At 27.7% G+C, this 19,740-nt stretch carries 18 protein-coding genes; 3 read left to right on the plus strand and 15 right to left on the minus strand.

The genetic code is table 11. From position 1 onward, the window contains the following. Positions 1–141 precede the first annotated feature (141 nt). Entirely contained in the window at positions 142–348 is a 207-nt protein-coding gene (rpmE, locus tag HCG70_RS10155; protein ID WP_005212373.1) for a 50S ribosomal protein L31, read from the plus strand. Positions 349–515: 167 nt separating this feature from the next. Here rpmE and rho read toward each other — a convergent pair whose 3' ends face one another. From rho to HCG70_RS10210, 11 genes are all read right to left on the minus strand, one after another. Next, positions 516–1,946, minus strand: coding sequence for a transcription termination factor Rho (gene rho, locus HCG70_RS10160; RefSeq protein WP_042399466.1), 1,431 nt, complete (start codon positions 1,944–1,946; stop codon positions 516–518). A 259-nt stretch (positions 1,947–2,205) separates the two neighbouring features. Next, the gene (locus tag HCG70_RS10165) at positions 2,206–3,810 is read right to left on the minus strand and encodes a CTP synthase (protein ID WP_042399464.1); all 1,605 of its coding nucleotides are present in this window, start codon (positions 3,808–3,810) and stop codon (positions 2,206–2,208) included. Between the two features lie 150 nt (positions 3,811–3,960). Next, positions 3,961–4,281, minus strand: coding sequence for a hypothetical protein (locus HCG70_RS10170; RefSeq protein WP_042399462.1), 321 nt, complete (start codon positions 4,279–4,281; stop codon positions 3,961–3,963). 92 nt (positions 4,282–4,373) lie between these two features. Continuing rightward, positions 4,374–4,790: a DUF1934 domain-containing protein gene (locus HCG70_RS10175; protein ID WP_042399459.1), complete on the minus strand. Its 417-nt coding sequence runs from the start codon at positions 4,788–4,790 to the stop codon at positions 4,374–4,376. A 9-nt stretch (positions 4,791–4,799) separates the two neighbouring features. Further along, positions 4,800–5,789: a DUF814 domain-containing protein gene (locus tag HCG70_RS10180; RefSeq protein WP_055291657.1), complete on the minus strand. Its 990-nt coding sequence runs from the start codon at positions 5,787–5,789 to the stop codon at positions 4,800–4,802. Positions 5,790–5,802: 13 nt separating this feature from the next. Continuing rightward, the gene (gene spoIIR, locus HCG70_RS10185) at positions 5,803–6,489 is read right to left on the minus strand and encodes a stage II sporulation protein R (protein ID WP_221697708.1); all 687 of its coding nucleotides are present in this window, start codon (positions 6,487–6,489) and stop codon (positions 5,803–5,805) included. Between the two features lie 74 nt (positions 6,490–6,563). Continuing rightward, positions 6,564–7,409 carry a 4-(cytidine 5'-diphospho)-2-C-methyl-D-erythritol kinase gene (gene ispE, locus HCG70_RS10190; protein WP_055291658.1) on the minus strand — a complete coding sequence of 282 codons (846 nt, stop codon included), beginning with the start codon at positions 7,407–7,409 and terminating at the stop codon, positions 6,564–6,566. A 127-nt stretch (positions 7,410–7,536) separates the two neighbouring features. After that, the gene (gene cphA / locus HCG70_RS10195) at positions 7,537–10,152 is read right to left on the minus strand and encodes a cyanophycin synthetase (RefSeq protein ID WP_042399446.1); all 2,616 of its coding nucleotides are present in this window, start codon (positions 10,150–10,152) and stop codon (positions 7,537–7,539) included. Beyond that, complete coding sequence (locus HCG70_RS10200; RefSeq protein WP_042399443.1) at positions 10,136–10,969, minus strand: cyanophycinase; 834 nt, start codon at positions 10,967–10,969, stop codon at positions 10,136–10,138. Before HCG70_RS10200 ends, cphA begins: the two co-directional genes overlap by 17 nt. Before the next feature lie 108 nt (positions 10,970–11,077). Beyond that, positions 11,078–12,646 (minus strand): SPOCS domain-containing protein, encoded by a 1,569-nt coding sequence (locus HCG70_RS10205; protein ID WP_042399441.1) that lies wholly within the window; start codon positions 12,644–12,646, stop codon positions 11,078–11,080. A gap of 464 nt (positions 12,647–13,110) precedes the next feature. After that, on the minus strand, positions 13,111–13,347 hold the full coding sequence (locus HCG70_RS10210; RefSeq protein WP_042399439.1) for a Veg family protein: 237 nt from the start codon (positions 13,345–13,347) through the stop codon (positions 13,111–13,113). A gap of 259 nt (positions 13,348–13,606) precedes the next feature. Here HCG70_RS10210 and yabG point away from each other — a divergent pair, with 259 nt between their 5' ends. Continuing rightward, on the plus strand, positions 13,607–14,485 hold the full coding sequence (gene yabG, locus HCG70_RS10215; RefSeq protein ID WP_042399437.1) for a sporulation peptidase YabG: 879 nt from the start codon (positions 13,607–13,609) through the stop codon (positions 14,483–14,485). Positions 14,486–14,624: 139 nt separating this feature from the next. On the opposite strand, the gene HCG70_RS10220 is transcribed toward yabG, so the two are convergent. Beyond that, complete coding sequence (locus HCG70_RS10220) at positions 14,625–15,626, minus strand: CotS family spore coat protein (RefSeq protein ID WP_042399435.1); 1,002 nt, start codon at positions 15,624–15,626, stop codon at positions 14,625–14,627. Between the two features lie 104 nt (positions 15,627–15,730). Between HCG70_RS10220 and HCG70_RS10225 the strand changes: the two genes are divergently transcribed. Then, a complete protein-coding gene (locus HCG70_RS10225; protein WP_042399432.1) occupies positions 15,731–16,849 on the plus strand; it encodes a glycosyltransferase family 1 protein in 1,119 nt (372 codons plus the stop codon). Positions 16,850–16,910: 61 nt separating this feature from the next. Here the strand turns inward: HCG70_RS10225 and HCG70_RS10230 are convergent, their stop codons facing one another. From HCG70_RS10230 to HCG70_RS10240, 3 genes are read right to left on the minus strand one after another with little or no spacing between them, the layout of a single operon-like run. Further along, positions 16,911–17,945 (minus strand): CotS family spore coat protein, encoded by a 1,035-nt coding sequence (locus tag HCG70_RS10230; RefSeq protein ID WP_042399429.1) that lies wholly within the window; start codon positions 17,943–17,945, stop codon positions 16,911–16,913. Between the two features lie 13 nt (positions 17,946–17,958). Further along, positions 17,959–18,699, minus strand: coding sequence for a hypothetical protein (locus HCG70_RS10235; protein WP_052330698.1), 741 nt, complete (start codon positions 18,697–18,699; stop codon positions 17,959–17,961). 15 nt (positions 18,700–18,714) lie between these two features. Beyond that, positions 18,715–19,710 (minus strand): CotS family spore coat protein, encoded by a 996-nt coding sequence (locus tag HCG70_RS10240; protein ID WP_042399426.1) that lies wholly within the window; start codon positions 19,708–19,710, stop codon positions 18,715–18,717. Between the last annotated feature and the right edge of the window lie 30 nt (positions 19,711–19,740).

Below are 19,740 nucleotides of genomic sequence, written 5' to 3' on the forward strand. Positions count from 1 at the left end.
TCTCATTCGATTATAGCATTTTAAGAAATACTTAAAAAGATGTTTTTATTTTCTGTCTATATTGACTGTATTTGTCGACTATGCTATAATTCAATAGGTCATTGCTAAGTCAATGAATGTATTTTGAAAGAGGTGAATCAAATGAAACAAGGCATACATCCAGAATACCATCACGATGCTGTGGTTAAGTGCGCATGTGGAAATACTTTCACAACTGGTTCTGTTAAAGAAGAGTTAAAAGTTGATATATGTGCTAAATGCCACCCATTCTTCACTGGTAAGCAAAAAATCGTTGATATCGGCGGTAGAGTTGACAAATTCAACAAGAAGTTCGGTCTTAACAAATAAGATTAGGTTAGAATTTATGAGAAAGAATTTTATTTTCTTTCTCATTTTTTCATTTTTAAAACAATTCATCATTTATTATAAAATTAACAAAAGAGGCTATTACAATACTTGTATATAGCCTCTTTTTAACTAGATATATTCCAAACTACACCTTCAATGTAGTTTTTTTATTTTTTAAAAACATCACTTTTTAAGAAAGTTTGAATAAATTCTTTGTTATTTTTTGTTTTTGATAACATATTTATTAAATTTTCCGTAATATTTTCTATGTTTCCATCTCTATACATTACTTTTCTAATAGCATATGCTACTTCTTTTTCTTCATCACTTAATAATAAATCTTCTTTTCTTGTTCCTGATTTATAAATGTCAATAGCAGGGAATATTCTTCTTTCTTGTAGTCTTCTATCAAGATGAACTTCCATATTACCAGTTCCTTTAAATTCCTCGAAAATCATATCATCCATTCTTGAACCAGTTTCAACTAAAGCTGTTGCAAGTATTGTTAAACTTCCACCCTCTTCAATATTTCTTGCTGCTCCAAAGAATTTTTTAGGCATAATTAATGCTCCTGGATCCAATCCACCTGATAATGTTCTTCCAGTAGGAGTAATAGTTAAATTATATGCTCTTGATAATCTTGTTAAGCTATCTAATAATATAACTACATCCTTACCTTGCTCTACCATTCTTTTAGCTCTTTCTAATACCATCTGAGCTACTTTAGCATGATTTTGTGGTTCTTCATCAAATGTTGAGTAAATTACATCTCCATTTATAGATCTCTTCATATCTGTAACTTCTTCAGGTCTTTCATCTATTAATAAAACTATTAATTTTACATCTGGATGATTTATAGTAATATTTTGTGCAACCTTTTTTAACAAAGTGGTTTTTCCGGCTTTTGGTGGTGCCACAATTATTCCTCTTTGTCCTTTTCCTATTGGACAAATTATATCCATTAACCTAGAAGATAAATCATTTTCGTTACTAGTTTCTAAATGTAGTCTTTCATTTGGATATATTGGTGTTAATGTTTCAAAGTTCTTTCTTCCAATAGCTTTTTCTGGATTATCTCCATTAACTTTTTCTACGAATAATAGAGCTTTAAACTTTTCCCCTTCTTTAGCTTCTCTAACCTTTCCTTGAACTTCATCACCAGTTCTTAAGTTAAATCTTCTAATTTGAGAAGGAGATACATATATGTCATTCTCACCAGTTAAATAATTATTACATCTTAGAAAACCAAAGTTATTATTTTCTTGAACTTCTAAAACCCCTTTAGAAGAACCTGATTCATTTATCATAACCTTCAATCTTTCCTTTTTTTCTTCCCTTTGTTCTTCTGTCATATTATTAGCATTCTCTTTACTAGCAAAATTATTATAAGTACTATTAATACTTTCTTGTTCTTTTACCTTAGGTGCAATTTTTTCTCTTAAAACAACACCATTTTTTTCAATTGCATTAGGTGTAACCTTTACTAATTCATCTATTAATTCACTTTTCTTTAACTTACTTATGTTTTTTATTCCAAGTTCTTTAGCTTTGTTTTTTAACTCTACTAAAGTCATCTCAGAGTATATTTCTCTTGTCAAAATGACACCTCCAATAGTTTTCATTAATTTGGGATAAAAATTAGATTTACCTTAAGGTTTGATATATTTGAAATGAAACATAACCATACAAAAATAAATTATAAATTTAAAAAATAAACTTAAATTTATATATAATTATGAACTAATAATTCTTAAAATACAATAGTAACTTCTCTTTTAAGCTTATCCACTTTATATATTTTTTATAACAAACATATATTTATTATTAAAAAAAAACGAAGGTAAACCCTTCGTTTTTTTACTCCTCTCCTTTTAAAGTTGCTTTTATAAATGCTTTAAATAAAGGATGTGGATTATTTGGTCTTGATTTTAATTCTGGATGGAATTGCGCTGCTACAAACCATGGATGATTTTCCACTTCTACAATCTCCACTAATCTACCATCAGGACTTGTCCCTGTAATTTTCATTCCAGCTTCAATTATTTGTTTTCTATATTCATTATTAAATTCATATCTATGTCTATGTCTTTCGTAAATTAATGCTGATTCATAAGCTTCATGAGCTTTTGAATTTTCATCTAACTTACATGGATATAATCCTAGTCTCATTGTTCCCCCTAGGTCTTCGATATCCTTTTGTTCTGGCATTAAATCTATTACTGGATATGATGTTTCTGGATTTATTTCAGAACTATTTGCATCACTATATCCTAATACATTCCTTGCATATTCAATTACAGCGGTTTGCATACCTAAACAAATTCCTAAGAAAGGTATTTTCTTTTCTCTAGCATATTTTATAGCTTCTATTTTACCTTCTACTCCTCTATCACCGAAGCCACCCGGTACAAGAATACCATCTACTCCACCTAATAATTCCTCTACGTTTTCAGCTGTAACATCTACTGCATTTACCCATTTAATATCAACGTTAGTCCCATTTGCTAATCCGCCATGACTTAACGCTTCTACAACTGATAAATATGCATCATGTAACTCAACATATTTTCCTACTAATGCAATAGTAGTATTACCTTTTAGGTTCTTCAATCTAGAAACCATATCAATCCATTCACTGTTATCAATGTCTCTACATCCTAATTCTAATTTTTCTACTACTAATCTATCTAATCCTTCTTTATGTAACATTAATGGAACTTCATATAAATGATCAGCATCTAAATTTTGAATTACACACTTTCCTTCAATATTACAGAATAATCCTATTTTATTTCTTAAATCTTCTGATATTTCCTTCTCAGATCTACAAACTATTATATCTGGTTGAATACCAATACTTCTTAATTCTTTTACTGAATGTTGAGTTGGCTTAGTTTTAAGCTCTCCTGATTTTCCTAAGAAAGGTACTAATGTAACATGTATAAAGCATACATTTTCTCTGCCTACATCATATTTTATTTGTCTTATCGCTTCAAGGAATGGTTGTGATTCAATATCTCCAACAGTTCCTCCTATTTCAGTTATTACAACATCTACATCTCTTTCTTTAGCAACCCTATACACTCTTTCTTTAATAGCATTTGTTATATGAGGTATTACTTGAACTGTTCCTCCAAGATATTCTCCTCTTCTTTCTTTTGAAATAACTGACCAGTAAATTCTACCTGATGTAACATTACTGTTTTGAGTTAAATTTTCATCTATAAATCTTTCATAATGCCCTAAATCTAAATCTGTTTCTGCACCATCATCAGTTACAAAAACTTCTCCATGTTGATATGGACTCATTGTTCCTGGATCTACATTTAAATATGGATCAAACTTTTGTATAGAAACCTTTAATCCTCTATTTTTTAATAATCTTCCTAATGAAGCTGCTGTTATTCCCTTTCCTAATCCTGATACAACTCCACCTGTAACAAAAACATATTTTGTATTCATGTATAATCCCCCAGCTCTAATTTTTTTCATTTTTATTATTGACTATTGCTTTTTATAGTGATATAATTTAAATTACCTCTCTTATTGCCTAGCGCAATAACAATCATAGATAATATAGTATCACATTAGTTTAATTTAGGCTAGTGTTTTTTATGCATTTTTTAAATTTTCTTTTATTTTTTCTTCTAATTCAAAATATTCATCTCTAAATTTCTTATTAATTAGAATCTTTTCTTCTGCAATTTTAATCTTGTAGTGTAAACTTCTATTACTTATAATCCCTAACTTTTCTTTTAAACCTTCACTATTTAAACACCTAAATTTTTTCATCAATAATACTGTTAAATATGACTTTTCCCTTTTCTTTAATAGTTTATTAAATTCCTCATAATTTACTTCGTAATATTGACATAATATCATTATTATATTTTCATATTTATTTATTTTATTCACACCCTTTATTTTTAACATTGTATTTTCTTTAATTCTCTCCTTACACTAAACTTTTATACATATAAAAATAAGCCTCCGAAAATATATTTATTTTCAGAAGCCTATTTAAGTTAATTTACCTTAATTTTAATACTTAATTCTGTACTTATACCTTCTTGACCTTCAAGGCCTAAAACGTACTTTGAATGTATTTCTCCACCATTTTCATCTATATTTATCTTTAATTTCTTAGTATCAACATTTAAATCTAAAATTCCATAAGGAGTATTATATAGAGATACAGCCGTTACCCCTTCCTTAAACTCCATATTTGTATTTATAGATCCAACTCTCTCTAGTACCATACTATTATCTTTTATATTTAATGTAGTTGTCGTGCCATCCATTCCTGATATTTCTGATTCTTCATATATAGCCTTAAATCCTTCATCATGTATAATAAAAGTTCCTGGTGTTACAACTTCTATTGCTTCATTTGGATCAATATCTGAAAAACTCTTTACTGATATGATTGCTCTCTTCTCCATATTCTCCTCCTATTTTATAGAAATCATATATTTTTCTAACTCATTATCATTAATTGGTTCTACTTCTATATGATTGTCTAGCTTTGTTCCATATATACCAAATTTTATTTTTACTTTTTCTTCTTCTCTTCCTTTACTATATCTTGCAGCCATTCTTGCAGCTAATACCTTATCATCTTCTGTTCCGTTCTTATCTAATAAAACTAATGCTCCTGAAAAATCTGTTGCATGGAATGATAAGTATTCTTTATTTATAAGCTTCTTAATAGCTTCTGACTCTTCTTTAGTTCTAGCAACTATTATTTTATTATTATCTGATGTTCTAAAATGTCTTCCATATCTTAATAAGCTTAATTCATCTTCTTCTACTTCATCTTTAAATGTTAAAAGATCCTTTAATCTTAATGCATAATTAGGCTCAGTAAGTCTACATCCCCCTGCTGGTGATGGGTATTCTGTTATTCCCCATTTAGCAGCTAATTCCATTTGTGGCTTTCTGCTTCTACCTGAAATACCTAGTAATTTCTCTCTATCAACTAAACCATTTAACTCCATTTCAGTTGGTTCTATATTTTTAGCACATAGTGGTCTTAATATCTTATTTGCAAATCCTGATTCTTTTTTTACTATATTTAAAGCTTGTCTGTTTTGCGACATCGGTCTTTGATTTAATACTTCTCCAGTAATTATAAAATCTGCATTATGTTCTTCTAATAATTTCCCTGCATAATTCATCATCATAGCATGGCAATCTATACATGGATTCATATTTTTTCCTCTACCATGCTTAGGGTTCTTTACTAATTCAAAATGTTCTGGTGAAAAATCAACTACTATTAAAGGTATATCTATTTGTTTTGTCATTTTAATAGCACTTGCTTCACTAAAGAAATATGATCTAAAACATACTCCTACTACTTCTATACCTTGTTCTTTTATTAACTTAGCTGCTAATATACTGTCTAATCCACCTGAAACCATCGCTAATGCTTTTGTCATTTTATCCTCCTAATTATTTAAATAAATCATTAATAACTTCAACAATTTTAAATTTTACTTTAATATTCTTTGTACTATTATCTTCTTTATTTAAATCACTTGTATTTTTTTCTACTTTATTTTCTTCTTTATCTTCTTTTGGTTCAATGTTCTCAATTTCCTCTTTTAATTTTGTTGAATCAACATCACTTTTACTTTCATCAACAAAACATAATGATGGAAACATTACACACCACCAATTTTGTCCTTGTCCTGAACCTATTATAACTCTATATGCTTCATAATTTCCCTGTGGAAATATATAGTCACCATATACTTTATTAGGAAAATTTTCATATGATAACATTGTATTTACTTCATAATCATAATTATTGCTAGTAATAACTTGTCTCGCTATTTCATTAACATATTCAATATTATCTTCTAAAATCTCCTCTGCTTCTTCTAACGACTCTACTCCTTTAAGCTTTTCACTTAATGCTTCAACAACCCTATCTCTTACTTTTAATTTAAGATTTTGATCTTCTTCTGTATCGCTATTTGCTATTACATGAAATCTAATCAGCTTGTCCTTTATATCATCATAATTAAGTTCATTAAGCTCTAAACTATTATTATTTATATTATTAACTTGAGCACATCCATTCAATGTAAATATTACTAAAATTAAAACTATTATAAAATACATATATCTTTTCATAACATAACCCCTTTCTAGTAATAATTATTGACAATTTAAAGGGGTTTATTCATTTCATTATAATATTTAATTTTTTAGATAGTTCTAGTTAAAAATACTTCTCTATGATTTTCTTTCATCTTTTCGTAGCACCTTTGAGCTTTTAGCATATCATCAAAAAATGCAAAAACACTTGGCCCACTACCGCTCATCATACTTCCAACAGCGCCATATCTATTCATTTCTTCTTTTATTCTAATTAATACATTATGTTTTCTTAAAGTAACATTTTCTAGTAAATTTTTCATGTTATTTGCAACATAATATAAATCATCTTTTTCTATAGCTTCAATTAATTTTTCAGTTCTTGGATGTATTCTTGCTTTTTCTAAATCAAAAGATTTATATACTTCTTTTGTTGACACTCCAAAACTTGGTTTAACCAATACTAAGATTTTATCTTTAAACGGCTTTAGAGGTGTTATTTCCTCTCCAACTCCCTCACAAAGAGCAGTTCCTCCTTTAATGCAATAAGGTATATCAGCACCAAGGCTTAAACCCATTTCCATTAATTCTTCATCTGAAGCATTAATTTCAAAAAGCTTATTCATAAGCTTTAATACTGCTGCCCCATCAGTACTACCCCCAGCTAATCCAGCTGAAACAGGAATATTTTTTATGATGTTTATATAGACACCTTCTTTAATATTATACTTTTCTTTAAATAACATTGCCGCCTTATATGCCAAATTTCTTGAATCAGTAGGTACATAGTTTTTGTTACAATCTATAGTTATACCTTCTTTACGCTTCTCAACATATATCTCATCATATAAATCAATGTTTTGCATTATCATTCTTAATAGGTGATAACCATCCTCTTTTCTTTTTCCTACTACATCTAAGGAAATGTTTATCTTTGCATACGCCTTTATCTTCATATATTCAAATCCTTTCAACCGGAAAGTATCTATTTTAAATTGAAGTTCAGAGCCAAAAACCCTGAACTTCATAAAATATATTATATATATTATTTTTACTATAGTAAATATGTCATTGTTGTATTCTTTAAATTGAATTAGCAACATTACCTAGATTTTCATCATCAGATTGATTAGTTTTTATAAAATCTAATAATGGTTGTAATTTTTCAAAAAATACAATTATAGTATCTCCCGGAATCGATTCATTAAATGCAACTTCTAAAGCTTTCACTTCATCTAGTATAATTCGTGCTTTAATATTATTCTTACTTTCTAAAACACCTTGATTAATTACTTCAGCAACTTCTCCTATATTTTTTCCACGTCTATCTTTATCTTCTTTAATTATTATTTTATCAAGATAGTTAGCACTTATTTTACCAATCTCTTTAGCAACATAATTTCCTCTATCACCTGGTACACCTATTATACCAGTTATTTTTCCGTTAGTAATATATCTCAATGTAGGTAGTACTTTTTTATACCCTTCTATATTATGACCATAATCTAAAATAATTTTAACCCCATTGCAATTATAAATATTAAATCTTCCTGTGTTTTCATTTGAATTAAAATTACTAAGTCCTATTTTTATCATTGCATAATCTACTTTCAATGCTACTAGCGCAGCACAAGCAGCCATTGCATTTTCAACATTAAATTCTAAAGTTCCATTTAATGTAATAGGTATATTTTTTACACTAATTATTTTATATTCTTTTCCAAAATTTTTAACACATATATAATCATCTTTTAAATATACTGCTATACTATTTTTAGATTCATTATTTATTATTAATTCGTTATTATAATCCTTTGAAAAATAAATTATATTCGCATTGATTCTACTTATTATCTTTTTACTCCATTCATCATCTGCATTTATTACAACATAACCATCTTCTTTAACAGCTTCTGCTACTAAAGATTTCACCATACATAAATCTTCCATTGTATTAACTCTATTTAACCCTAAGTGATCTTCAGTAATATTGGTTATTACTGCAACATCAGCCAAATCATAAGCTAATCCTTTCCTTATTATACCACCTCTTGCCGTTTCTAAAACAGCTACGTCAACATCTTTATTAAACAATACACACTTTGCACTTTCAAATCCAGTATCATCACCATTATCTATACATGCTCCATTTATATAAATACCATCTGTACTAGTCATTCCAACACAATATCCCATTTTTGATAATGTACTATTTATAATCCTTGTAGTTGTAGTTTTTCCATTTGTGCCTGTAATTGAAATAACAGGTATATTCTTAGGATTATTATTATACATCATATTAACTATTTCAATTCCAACATTTCTTTTCTTTCCAATAGCAGGATATGAATGCATTCTTAATCCTGGTGCTGCATTAACTTCTATTATCGCACCTTCTTCAAGTAATGATTTTTTAATACTCTTTGTGCAAATATCTACACCACAAATATCTAATCCAATAGCCTTAGCTGCTCTTATACATATTTCTTTATTTTCCTCTGAAATATCATCAGTACAATCAACAGCTATTCCCCCTGTTGATAAGTTTGAATTTTGTCTTAAAATTAGCTTTTTACCTTTTTCTAAAATTGAATTTATTCCATAATTATTTATATTTAAATTTCTAATAACTTCATCATCTATTTTAATTTTAGTAAGTGGCTTTTCATGATCTTCGCCTCTTCTTTCATCACTGTTCAAATCATTTATAAGCTGATTTATTGATTTTATTCCATCACCTATAATATATGGTGGAATTCTCTTTGATACAGCAACAACTTTATTATTTATAACACATACTCTATAGTCATCGCCTTCGTAATATTTTTCTATTATTATATCCTTATATTTTTTAGTTAACTTCTGATAAGAATCCACCAATTCTTTATCAGTTTTTATCTTTAGTATTACATCTCTACCCTTACTTCCAAACTCAGGTTTTAATACAACCGGATATTCTAAGTTTTCTGCAGCTTTTAATAACCCTATAATATTACTTACCTTCTCCCCCCTAGAAATAGGCAGGTTCTGTATTCTAAGTATTTCTTTAGTAAGTAATTTATCACAAGAAATATCAGCTGCAACACAACTAGTTGAGTTACTAATAGCTGATTCTATTATTCTACCTTGTTTTCCATATCCAATTTGATAAAATCCACTATTCCCAATTTTCAAAATAGGCATACCAACTTTTTGCGCAGCATTACAAATTTCAAATGAACTAGGTCCTATTAGTTCCTCATTTAATATATTTTTTATTACGTTAAGTCTGTCATCAAATAATATATTTTTATTTTCTATAAATGAATTAATAATATCTACAGCAAGCCTCCCTATCTCAAGTCCTGCTCTTGGATACTCATATTGAAATACAACAATATATTTATCACCTTCAATTTCTCTAGCTTTTCCATAAGCTATATCCATTCCGAGAATATTATGCATGGCAATAATCATATGCTCGCAAATATGTGCAAGATATGTTCCTTCTTTTAATCGCTTAACAAATCCGCCTTCTTCATCTATACCACATCTGTGTGTATATAATATTGGAAGTAACTTCACTAATTTTTCATTAAATCCTTTAATGTCTTTGCTTGGTATTTCCGAATATCCCTCCAAATCAACGTCTAACACTATACATTTCTTATGTGAATGAATATTTCTACCATCATAAACAGTACTATCTATGATTTTCATAAAAATCCTTATCCTCCTCAAAAGGTACCTTTTTTAATAAATTAAATCTATTTCCTTCTTTTAATACATGCAGTTTAACATTAAACATGCTGAGTACTTCTTCGCTATATTGTTCTGAAACATTACTATAATCAATACAGCTTCCATCAATAAAATATACCGCTCCCGAGCCAATTACTTCTGCTGTTCCTTTATCACTTACTAATATTGCAGTATCTTCATCTATACCTATTCCTAATACTTCGGGATTCTGAGCAATTGCAGTAAGCAATCTTCCTATTCTTCCTCTTTGAGCAAAATGCTGATCTATTATTATATTTTTTACTAGACCTAATCCTGGTGACATTTTTAATGTGCATTTATGTGGTGATTCTTCATCATTTCCTTCTACAATCATTGTATCGCTCATAACAGAAGCCCCTGCTGATGTTCCTGCAATAATACCACCATTAATACATAATTCTTTAATAGCATCATACACTGGACTTCCTCCTATCATACTAGTTATCCTTAATTGGTCTCCACCTGTAAAAAATAATAAATCTGCTTCCTTAATTAAATCAATATTCTCTTTCTCAAAAGCCTCTTCTCTCACACTTATATCTAATTTTTCAATGTTTTTTATACCTAAATTATTAAATATAGTTTTATAATTCTCATAGCTTTTTTCAGGGTATTCTGTTGCTATAGTTGCTATTAGCATTTTGTCTTTATTGGGATCAATATATTTTGCTACCCTTTTTAGTATCTCTTTCTTTCCCTTCTTATCTTCAGCTCCGCCAATTATAATTAAATTGCCACTTATTTTTTCACTCAAATTATCACCTCATATCATGTATTTCTTATTTTATCCAATACAACAAAATATATTCATATAGAAAAAGGCCATTACATCAAGCTGTAATGGCCTATAACTTAAATAATATTAAAATTTACATTTGCCAGGTATTATTATCTTCTTTCCTTCAACTAATGCCTCTGGACTTTCTAATTCGTTAATTTTAATCAATGAATCCATTGTAGTATTATATTTCTTAGCTAATTCCCATAATGTATCACCACTAGTAACAACGTATATTGTTACTGATGCCTTTTTACATTCTTTCTCTGCTTCTCCTTCTTGAATATCAACTATCCATTCCTTTTCAATCTTATAGTAAGCTTTAGCTAATAGTGATAATGTTGCTCTTATTCCTATTGTATTAGCTTCAACAGTTCCATCTAAATTTTCCAACTTAACTTTACAGATAGCACTCATATCAGGTTTAATACCTTTTAAATCAATTACTGATGTAAATGGAATCTCTCCACTACACATATCTAACTTACATTCCTCTTCTGCCACCTTATAAAGAACTTGTACTTTTACTATACCTTCAATCTTAACCTTATCATCTTCAATAGAAGTTTCAGTAATTAAAGGACAACCGCCTGTCCAAACTACACAAGAAATTTTTTCATCCTCGTTTTTTGGATATAAATTATCTTTTATTATTAATTCTGATGGTACTACTCCTTGCACTATTCCAATATCATATTTTTTCTTTGTTAATTCAATTGATTGTGTTGGTGAATATGCATCTTTAATAACATCAATTATTTCTTTAGATATAACCTTAACAGTTCCTTTTACATTAAACTCAACATTAATAACTCTATTCTCGCCTAAATCATCTGCTGTTATTATACTATCTGAATTTACTATTTCCATTTGATTAGTCGCAATCATATCGCCATTAACTCCAATAGCCTCTTCCTCTTTAGATAAATAAACATCATCTTGTAGTAAGAAAATATCATTTTCTTCTTTACCTCTACATAAAACCTCTATCTTACAATAGCAACCAAAGTAAATTTTACCTTCGCCAAGCTTTACTTCTTTTTTATGCAAATTTAATGAAGATGCTAATATTTCTTCAATCTCAGGCTTATCCATTGTTACTTTAATCATAGATTTGCCCATTATCTCTATTTCTTTTTCACATTTCAATTGGTTTATTTCTTCACTTTTTCTCTTAATTTGTATATCATCTCTACCTTCTATTTCCTTTACAAATTCAAATTCGCAAATTTTATACAATAGCCATTTTGTTGTTCTTATTCCGTCAATAGCAATCTTACGTTCATTCATTATACTAGCTTGAATATGTTCTATTATGCACTCTACTTCACAAATGACTTTATGTTCTTCAGCATTAATATCAAGATAGTCAGCGAATTTTTCTGATAAACAAACAGAATTTATACTAGTTACCTTACTTTCATCTTCAGATAAGTACATGACAGAATAATTAATTTGACCTTCTATCATTATTTTGTCTGCTAGTATTTCTTTGTTAGTAATAGTTGCCTTTGCTTCTATTCCTAAAATTTGATGAACATCTGGATGTGAGTCCTTTATTAAATATTCACCTTTTAATACATTATTAGTAGAGCTTTCTCTTATTAGTTGTTCATTTTGAACACTTTCTTTAATAACATCTATCTGAGACATCCTATCCCTCCTCCATAGTATATACCTACTATAATTTATATTCTCTAAATATATATTTATTCTAATATAGGCAAACTGTTTACTAATTTTTAAATAATAAATTTATCTTTTTAATTAATAAATTCATCATACTTTTCTAAACCTTATTATTTTTTTCCATTTATTAGTTTAAATTGTCGAAATTTAGTGTCAAAATAAAAAAGTTTTATTTTTTTTTAAATAAATTGTTGACTTTATTATAAATATGTCATATTATAAAGATGGTTATTGACCATATAACCTCTCATAAATTCTCAATACCCTTTTATACCATAGTTGAAAGATGGATACCCGCCATCTTTCTTTTTTTTTATTCTTATATATGTATATTAATATAATTGTATTTTTAGAAATAAAATGCATTTTTTTTTGTTTAAATTTAATTTAACAAAAATAAGAGCTTCGAAAAAATTCGAAGCTCTTACTTATACCGCATAATATAAAGATACAGTTTTAGTTAAAACATCTGAATAACTATAAGTTACAGTCCTTTGGTTGTCATTATCTAACCTTACAACAAAAATACTTGGATGAACACTTTCTATTACTCCATCATTTACTAGTATTTTTTTTCTTCCACCATTGGCTTTTAAAGTTACTTTTTCACCTACGTGGTTTTCTATGTCTCTTCTTATGTTGGCTAATGTTTTATTTCCTTCCATATGACCACCATCTTTCTAACTATATTATAAAACTTTTTAGCACTTTTGTCAAATAAAACCAATTATTTTATCACCTTACGGTGTTTTTGTCAATGTAAACTTTTACCTTTATATATTTATCATTTTATCCATTAATTATTATTGCTTTTTTTACAGTTTTTTATTCATTATTATTAAATTATCAATAAATATTTGAGGGGCAAATGCCATGAAAATATCATATTATAGATTGAAATGATGTATTAGTTAGGAGAATAAAATGGTAATAGGCGATACTGTTGTAAGAAAATCCTATGATAAGGATATAACTTTTAAAATTATCGATATAAAAGAAATAGATGGTAAAATAGTATATATACTTAAAGGTATAAGCATAAGAATAATTGCTGATTCACCTGAAGATGATTTAGAACATGTTGATGTTAATTTTATTGGTGAAAAAGAGAAAATATTAAATAGCAGAGTTAATGACGCAATTAAAAAGGCTGTAAATACCCGTGGATATAGGCATGATATATCACAATTCACACGTAGCAGTAAATCTCAAAAAAAAGCACCCAATAATGAATTAATTTTCGGGCGCCCTGGAAAAATTCTTCATATCGATGGTGATAAAGACTATTTAGAGACATGCTTGAAAGTTTATAAACAACTTTCTTTAGATGCTGTTGGTAGAGCTATTTCAGAAAAAGATCAAGCTACGAAAGTTGTTGATTTAGTTAAAGAAGTTAAACCAGATATTGTAGTTTTAACTGGACATGATAGTGTATTAAAAACAAGTGATGATTACTTAGATTTAAATAATTATAGAAATTCAAAATATTATATAGATGCTGTCAAGGCACTTAGAAATTATAATTCTAGTTATGATGAATTAGTTATTTTTGCAGGTGCTTGTCAATCTTGCTATGAATGCCTATTAGATGCTGGTGCTAATTTTGCTAGTTCCCCTAGTAGAGTGTTAATTCATTGTTTAGATCCTGTTTTTGTATGCGAAAAAATAGCTTATACTAACATTGATTCTGTAGTTTCAATAACAAATATAGTTGAAAATACAATCACAGGTATAAAAGGCATCGGTGGACTTCAAACTCGTGGAAAATATCGTGAAGGCTATCCTAAATCACCATACATTTAATATAGTTAATAGTTAAATAAGAAACTTCTATTAGAGTTTCTTATTTTTTTAATTCAGCTTAGCTAAATTTATTCATTAACTATTAACTAAACAAAATGTTGATTCTCAGTATTTTAAAAGCCAGCTTTAAAGCCGGCTTTTAAATTGTGTTATATTTCTTTTTAAACTCATCTAAGAATTTTAAATACTCATCTTTTTCGTTAATTATACTTTCTAATTTACTATCAAAGGTATTTTGTCCCCAATTTACTTCGTTATAATAATATCTATTAGCTAACCTCCAATACCTTTGTGGAAATTGTAAGTATGCATATAAGACATTATATTCACATTCATCTAACTTCGAAATACTATTATAGGAATCAATAATTGCATCTGCAAAATCTATGTTCCAATTGTTTCTCTTTAAAACTTTTATCATAAAGTTTGAAATATCAAATGTTCTTACTTCCCTCTTGCAATAATCAAAATCTATTACACTAACAGAATTATCATTACCTAAAATAATATTGTGATAAGTATAATCATGATGGCAGAAACTCTTTTCCTGTTCTGCAATTTCACATAATTTAATATATTCAGATGAATTTAAAGTATTTAGTGCCTTCTTTCCAATTTCCTTATAAAACTCCATTGACTTTAAGTATAATAAATCAAAGTCACTCTTCCTATTTTTTTTCCTTATCATATCACGCATCTTATCTAATGATTTAATTCTTTTCTCCATAAGGCTTGGCCATCTTCCTAAATCACTCTTTAATTTTGAGTTTTCAGGAGGGTCATATCCTTTTGATGCTTCATGTAATTTTGCTAAAGTCTGTGCTGCAATTTTAACTTCTTCTATGTTATGGAAGTCACATTCTCTTCCTTCTAGCCACTCTGATAAGGTATATAAATCTTCATTAACTAGTGCATATGGTTCACCATCTATATTTAAAAAATACCTATCTACATTATCAAATCCATTTTTTATTAGATGTTCTTTTGCACCATAAACAAACAAAAGTTTTTGTGGCCCATAATTGATTTTTTTAAGACATCGTTCACCTTTATTGGTTTTAATATAATAGATACCTTTATTTGCTTTTATTATATCTATTTTTATTTGAAACTGTCTTTCTATTTCAAATTCTCTCATCATATTCCTCACCCCCTTTATATTTATATGTACATATATCTACTTTTATTAACATTTTTAAATTATTATAATATAATAAATTATAACTATTTTGAAAGGATTAAATCATGAAGATTGGTATCGATGGAAGAGCCGCAAAATGGTATAGGGGAACAGGTATAGGAACCTACACTTATCAGCTTATTACCAATTTAAGCAAATATGACAATTTAAATCATTATCTTACCTTCATCCCAGAAGATTCTGATTTAAATCTTAAAGATAATTTCTCTATAGAATATACAAAAGACTCCTCTAACAATAATTTTTGGGATGATGTAAAAGTTCCTAATTTACTTGAAAATTTTAATATGGAGCTATATCACGTTCCTCAAAATGGTGTAGGCCTTTCTGGCAATGTTAATTGTCCTAAGACCATTACCTTGCATGATATAATTCCACTAAGAATGCCCCAAACTGTTAGTGACCGTTATTTAAGAATATTCAATGAAGAAATGCCAAAAATATTAGATAACTGCGATGGCATAATTACAGTTTCAGAGTTTTCAAAGCTTGATATAGCTGAAGAATTTAACTTTCCAAAGGAAAAAATTTTTGTAACTCATCTTGCCGCTGAAGATATTTATAGACCAATTGATAGAGCTTATTGTAAAAAATTTATTAAGGATAATTACAAAATAGCTGATAACTTTATTTTGTATGTTGGCGGATATAGCCCTAGAAAAAATATAATTGGCATTTTGGAGGCATTTTCTCTTTTAAAAGATAATTTAAAAGAAGATTTAAAGATTGTAATAACAGGTAAAAAGGGAATATCATACGAAATCTATAAAAATAAAGCAATAGAATTAGGTATCTCTAATTCAGTAATATTTACTGATTTTATTCCATTAAATGATTTACCTATTTTTTATAATGCCTGTGAATTTTTAGTATATCCTTCATTTTATGAGGGATTTGGTCTACCACCACTTGAAGCAATGGCTTGTGGAGTACCAGTAATAGCTTCTAATGTCACTTCACTTCCAGAAGTATGCAGGAATTCAGCTATACTTATAGATCCTAATGATATTGATGAACTTTGCTATTCAATGGAACGTGTATTGACTGATAGCTTCTTAAAATTGACTATGATTGAAAGAGGTTTGTCTACTAGTAATAATTATTCTTGGAAAAATACAGCCTTAAACACTATAAAGGCTTATGAAAGCATAATAAACTTCTAATGCTTATTTTTATAAAGTAATATATAAAGTAAGGACTATGCTAACGCATAGCCCTTTAATTTTATTCTAAATTTTCATTTAAACATCTTAACAATTCAGTTCTAAAAATATCATTTTCAATCTTATCTCTAAATCTACTAATAAATACCTCTTCATCCCAAGACTTTTGTTTCAAATAATAATCCATTGAAATATTTATAAAATCTCTTGGATAATTTAGTAATGCAGAAACTACTTTTTTCTCTTTAACTGATATTTCAAAAATTTCATTATAATCATTTATTATTTTAACTAGTATATCTTTATTGTAAGCATAGTTTTTTATAACCTTAACAATATAATTATATATATCTAACACCTTAATGCCTAATTTGCAATAATCAAAATCAATTATATTTATTTCATTATCCTCTATTATAAAATTATGATGAGCCAAATCTAAATGACACAATACATAATTATCTTTTTTAGCATATAACTCATTATATGGCCCTTCAGTCAGTAGATTAATACATTTATTTAAATCATTTTTTGCTTTTGATACATTCTTTAAAAACATTAAATCAAATTCATTTTTATAATTAAATTTACTAACCACTCTTTCAATCTCTGTTATAATACATAAATCATTTAAAAATTCATAAATTAAATTTTTTGCTCCATTTAAATTAACTTCTTTTTCATTTAAATCATTAATTATCCCTTCTGATGCTTTATGGAAATTAGCTAAAGACTTTGTACACCATTCAACTTCAATTGGATTTGTAAATGTAGCCTCTCTTCCATCTATCATATCTAATAATACAAAAGATTTTCCATGCCACTTAGTGATTATTTTTCCCTTTGAATTAGTGCAATATTGAAGTATATACTTATCTTTTTCTTTGATTATATTTAAAGCTTTATTTATAAATTCAACTCTTTCTTCCGATGAGTTAATTCTTTTTAATATTTTTTTACCCTTATCGGTAAAAATTACAAATACTTTTCTTAATGGAATAATATCATATACTTCTACACCTAGTTCTTTAAAAAATTCCTCACTTAGGTCATAGCTACACAATATCTTTTTATCTATATATCTAAATTTATTCATTTTGTTCCTCCATTCATAAAAGCTCAATACCATCTATACTTTGAGACATATTAATCTCCTTTGCCCATTCATCATCAGTGAATCGTTCTCTATCGTACCTTAGTTTTGATAATACTTTTATTGACTCTACAGGATAATTTGCCAGTACTTTCATATAATCTATACTTTCACTTTTTAAATTAGACTCTTCTGCAAACTTATTTATTATATGAACAATATCACCACTATACCCCCTTCTTTTTAACCTTTTTATATAACTATAGCAATCATGTTCAATCATATTATATGAGATATATCTTATTGTTCTTATACAAATTGCCATTCCCTCTTTTTTTAGATTTCCTTCATCTACTCTTCCTAAGCAAACCTCATAATTATTCATACTCCTTACTATTATTTTTAAGTATTCATCCTCATCTAATGTATCTAAAGATTTGTTAGCTCTATCTAAAATTTTATTTCCTTCCTCAATAATAAAGTAATCTAAATCGCTTTTAGACATTTTTTCCTCAAACAACTTTAACATTTTAGAAGTTTTTTTTGCTTGTACAATAAATGTTTCTATTTCATGTCCAATTGAACTTTCTATTCTAGGAATTATATATGATTTTTTACCCATCATTATTTTTTGAATTTCCACCATTAATGCTATTTGATAGTCAATATCCCACATATATTTTTTCTTACTACCCTTAGGAAAGTTTTCCTCCCCAACGATAATACCATTCCCATTTAAAAATTCTATTATATCCAAATATCATCCACCTCTTTATTTGAAATATGACTCTAAGAATTCTTCCCTATATTCAACATCTTCTAAATATTTGTTTATTTTCTCTTCAAAAAAATCTTCTCCCCAAGGTTGTTGCTCCCAATAATACTGAATACCTATTTGCCAAAATGTTTGTGGAAATTTTATAAAATCACCTATTAATTTAAATTCATCTTCATATAATCCATTACTTTTACAGTAATTTTTAATAATTAAATCAGCTTTATCCTTACTCCACTTAGCCCCTTTCATAGCTCTAATTAATAATGATGCTAAATCATGTAAATGCGAATCTAAAATGCAATAATCAAAATCAATAATATTCAATTCATTTTTATCATCAACCAATATATTATGGTGGGCATAATCGTGATGACAAAATCCCATCTTCATTACTTCTTTATCCATTATTTCAATATATTTATGCTTCTTTAAATTATCTATTGCTTTTTTTCCTCTCTCTATTTCTGCTTCTATATTATTTAAATAAATACAATCAAATTTTGACTTATATGCTTTTTGATTTATTCTATTTTTAAAATCTAATATTTCATTGCATCGTGTATTAAATACATTAATCCATGAATACCATCCTATTCGTGGTCTCATATTGTTATTTATATTAAAACCTGTACTACGGGTATGAAGCTCTCCTAGCTTTTCAGCAACTTTTGATAATTCAATAGGGTTATCATAATTGCTTACTCTAGATGGTATCCATTCTGTTAAATAAGCATAGCTATTTTCCAATTTAATATACTTTGTTCCATCTTTGTTGTTTAATATTTGGGGTATTTTATGAAATTCTCTTTTTTGAAGATGTTCTATTGCAGATAAAATAAAATAGAAGTGTGGAAAATCATACTTTATTATCTTTATAGCATAATTAGTATTTTCAGTTTCTAATCTATAACTATTTTTTACTTTCTCTATAGCTAGCACCTTAATATCATAATTAGATTCTATAGATTCTTTTAAATTTTCCTTATTCATCGCTTACTCCTAAAGCTTTCTTCTTTGTAT

This window comes from Clostridium sp. K04, from assembly GCF_019734375.1.
Lineage (GTDB): Bacteria > Bacillota > Clostridia > Clostridiales > Clostridiaceae > Clostridium > Clostridium saudiense.

Excerpts from the sequence above, each read along its gene's own strand:
- rpmE (WP_005212373.1), top strand. The coding sequence starts at position 142 with ATGAAACAAGGCATACATCCAGAATACCATCACGATGCTGTGGTTAAG.
- HCG70_RS10165 (WP_042399464.1), bottom strand. The coding sequence starts at position 3,810 with ATGAATACAAAATATGTTTTTGTTACAGGTGGAGTTGTATCAGGATTA.
- HCG70_RS10170 (WP_042399462.1), bottom strand. The coding sequence starts at position 4,281 with ATGTTAAAAATAAAGGGTGTGAATAAAATAAATAAATATGAAAATATA.
- HCG70_RS10175 (WP_042399459.1), bottom strand. The coding sequence starts at position 4,790 with ATGGAGAAGAGAGCAATCATATCAGTAAAGAGTTTTTCAGATATTGAT.
- HCG70_RS10180 (WP_055291657.1), bottom strand. The coding sequence starts at position 5,789 with ATGACAAAAGCATTAGCGATGGTTTCAGGTGGATTAGACAGTATATTA.
- spoIIR (WP_221697708.1), bottom strand. The coding sequence starts at position 6,489 with ATGAAAAGATATATGTATTTTATAATAGTTTTAATTTTAGTAATATTT.
- ispE (WP_055291658.1), bottom strand. The coding sequence starts at position 7,409 with ATGAAGATAAAGGCGTATGCAAAGATAAACATTTCCTTAGATGTAGTA.
- cphA (WP_042399446.1), bottom strand. The coding sequence starts at position 10,152 with ATGAAAATCATAGATAGTACTGTTTATGATGGTAGAAATATTCATTCA.
- HCG70_RS10205 (WP_042399441.1), bottom strand. The coding sequence starts at position 12,646 with ATGTCTCAGATAGATGTTATTAAAGAAAGTGTTCAAAATGAACAACTA.
- HCG70_RS10210 (WP_042399439.1), bottom strand. The coding sequence starts at position 13,347 with ATGGAAGGAAATAAAACATTAGCCAACATAAGAAGAGACATAGAAAAC.
- yabG (WP_042399437.1), top strand. The coding sequence starts at position 13,607 with ATGGTAATAGGCGATACTGTTGTAAGAAAATCCTATGATAAGGATATA.
- HCG70_RS10220 (WP_042399435.1), bottom strand. The coding sequence starts at position 15,626 with ATGATGAGAGAATTTGAAATAGAAAGACAGTTTCAAATAAAAATAGAT.
- HCG70_RS10225 (WP_042399432.1), top strand. The coding sequence starts at position 15,731 with ATGAAGATTGGTATCGATGGAAGAGCCGCAAAATGGTATAGGGGAACA.
- HCG70_RS10230 (WP_042399429.1), bottom strand. The coding sequence starts at position 17,945 with ATGAATAAATTTAGATATATAGATAAAAAGATATTGTGTAGCTATGAC.
- HCG70_RS10240 (WP_042399426.1), bottom strand. The coding sequence starts at position 19,710 with ATGAATAAGGAAAATTTAAAAGAATCTATAGAATCTAATTATGATATT.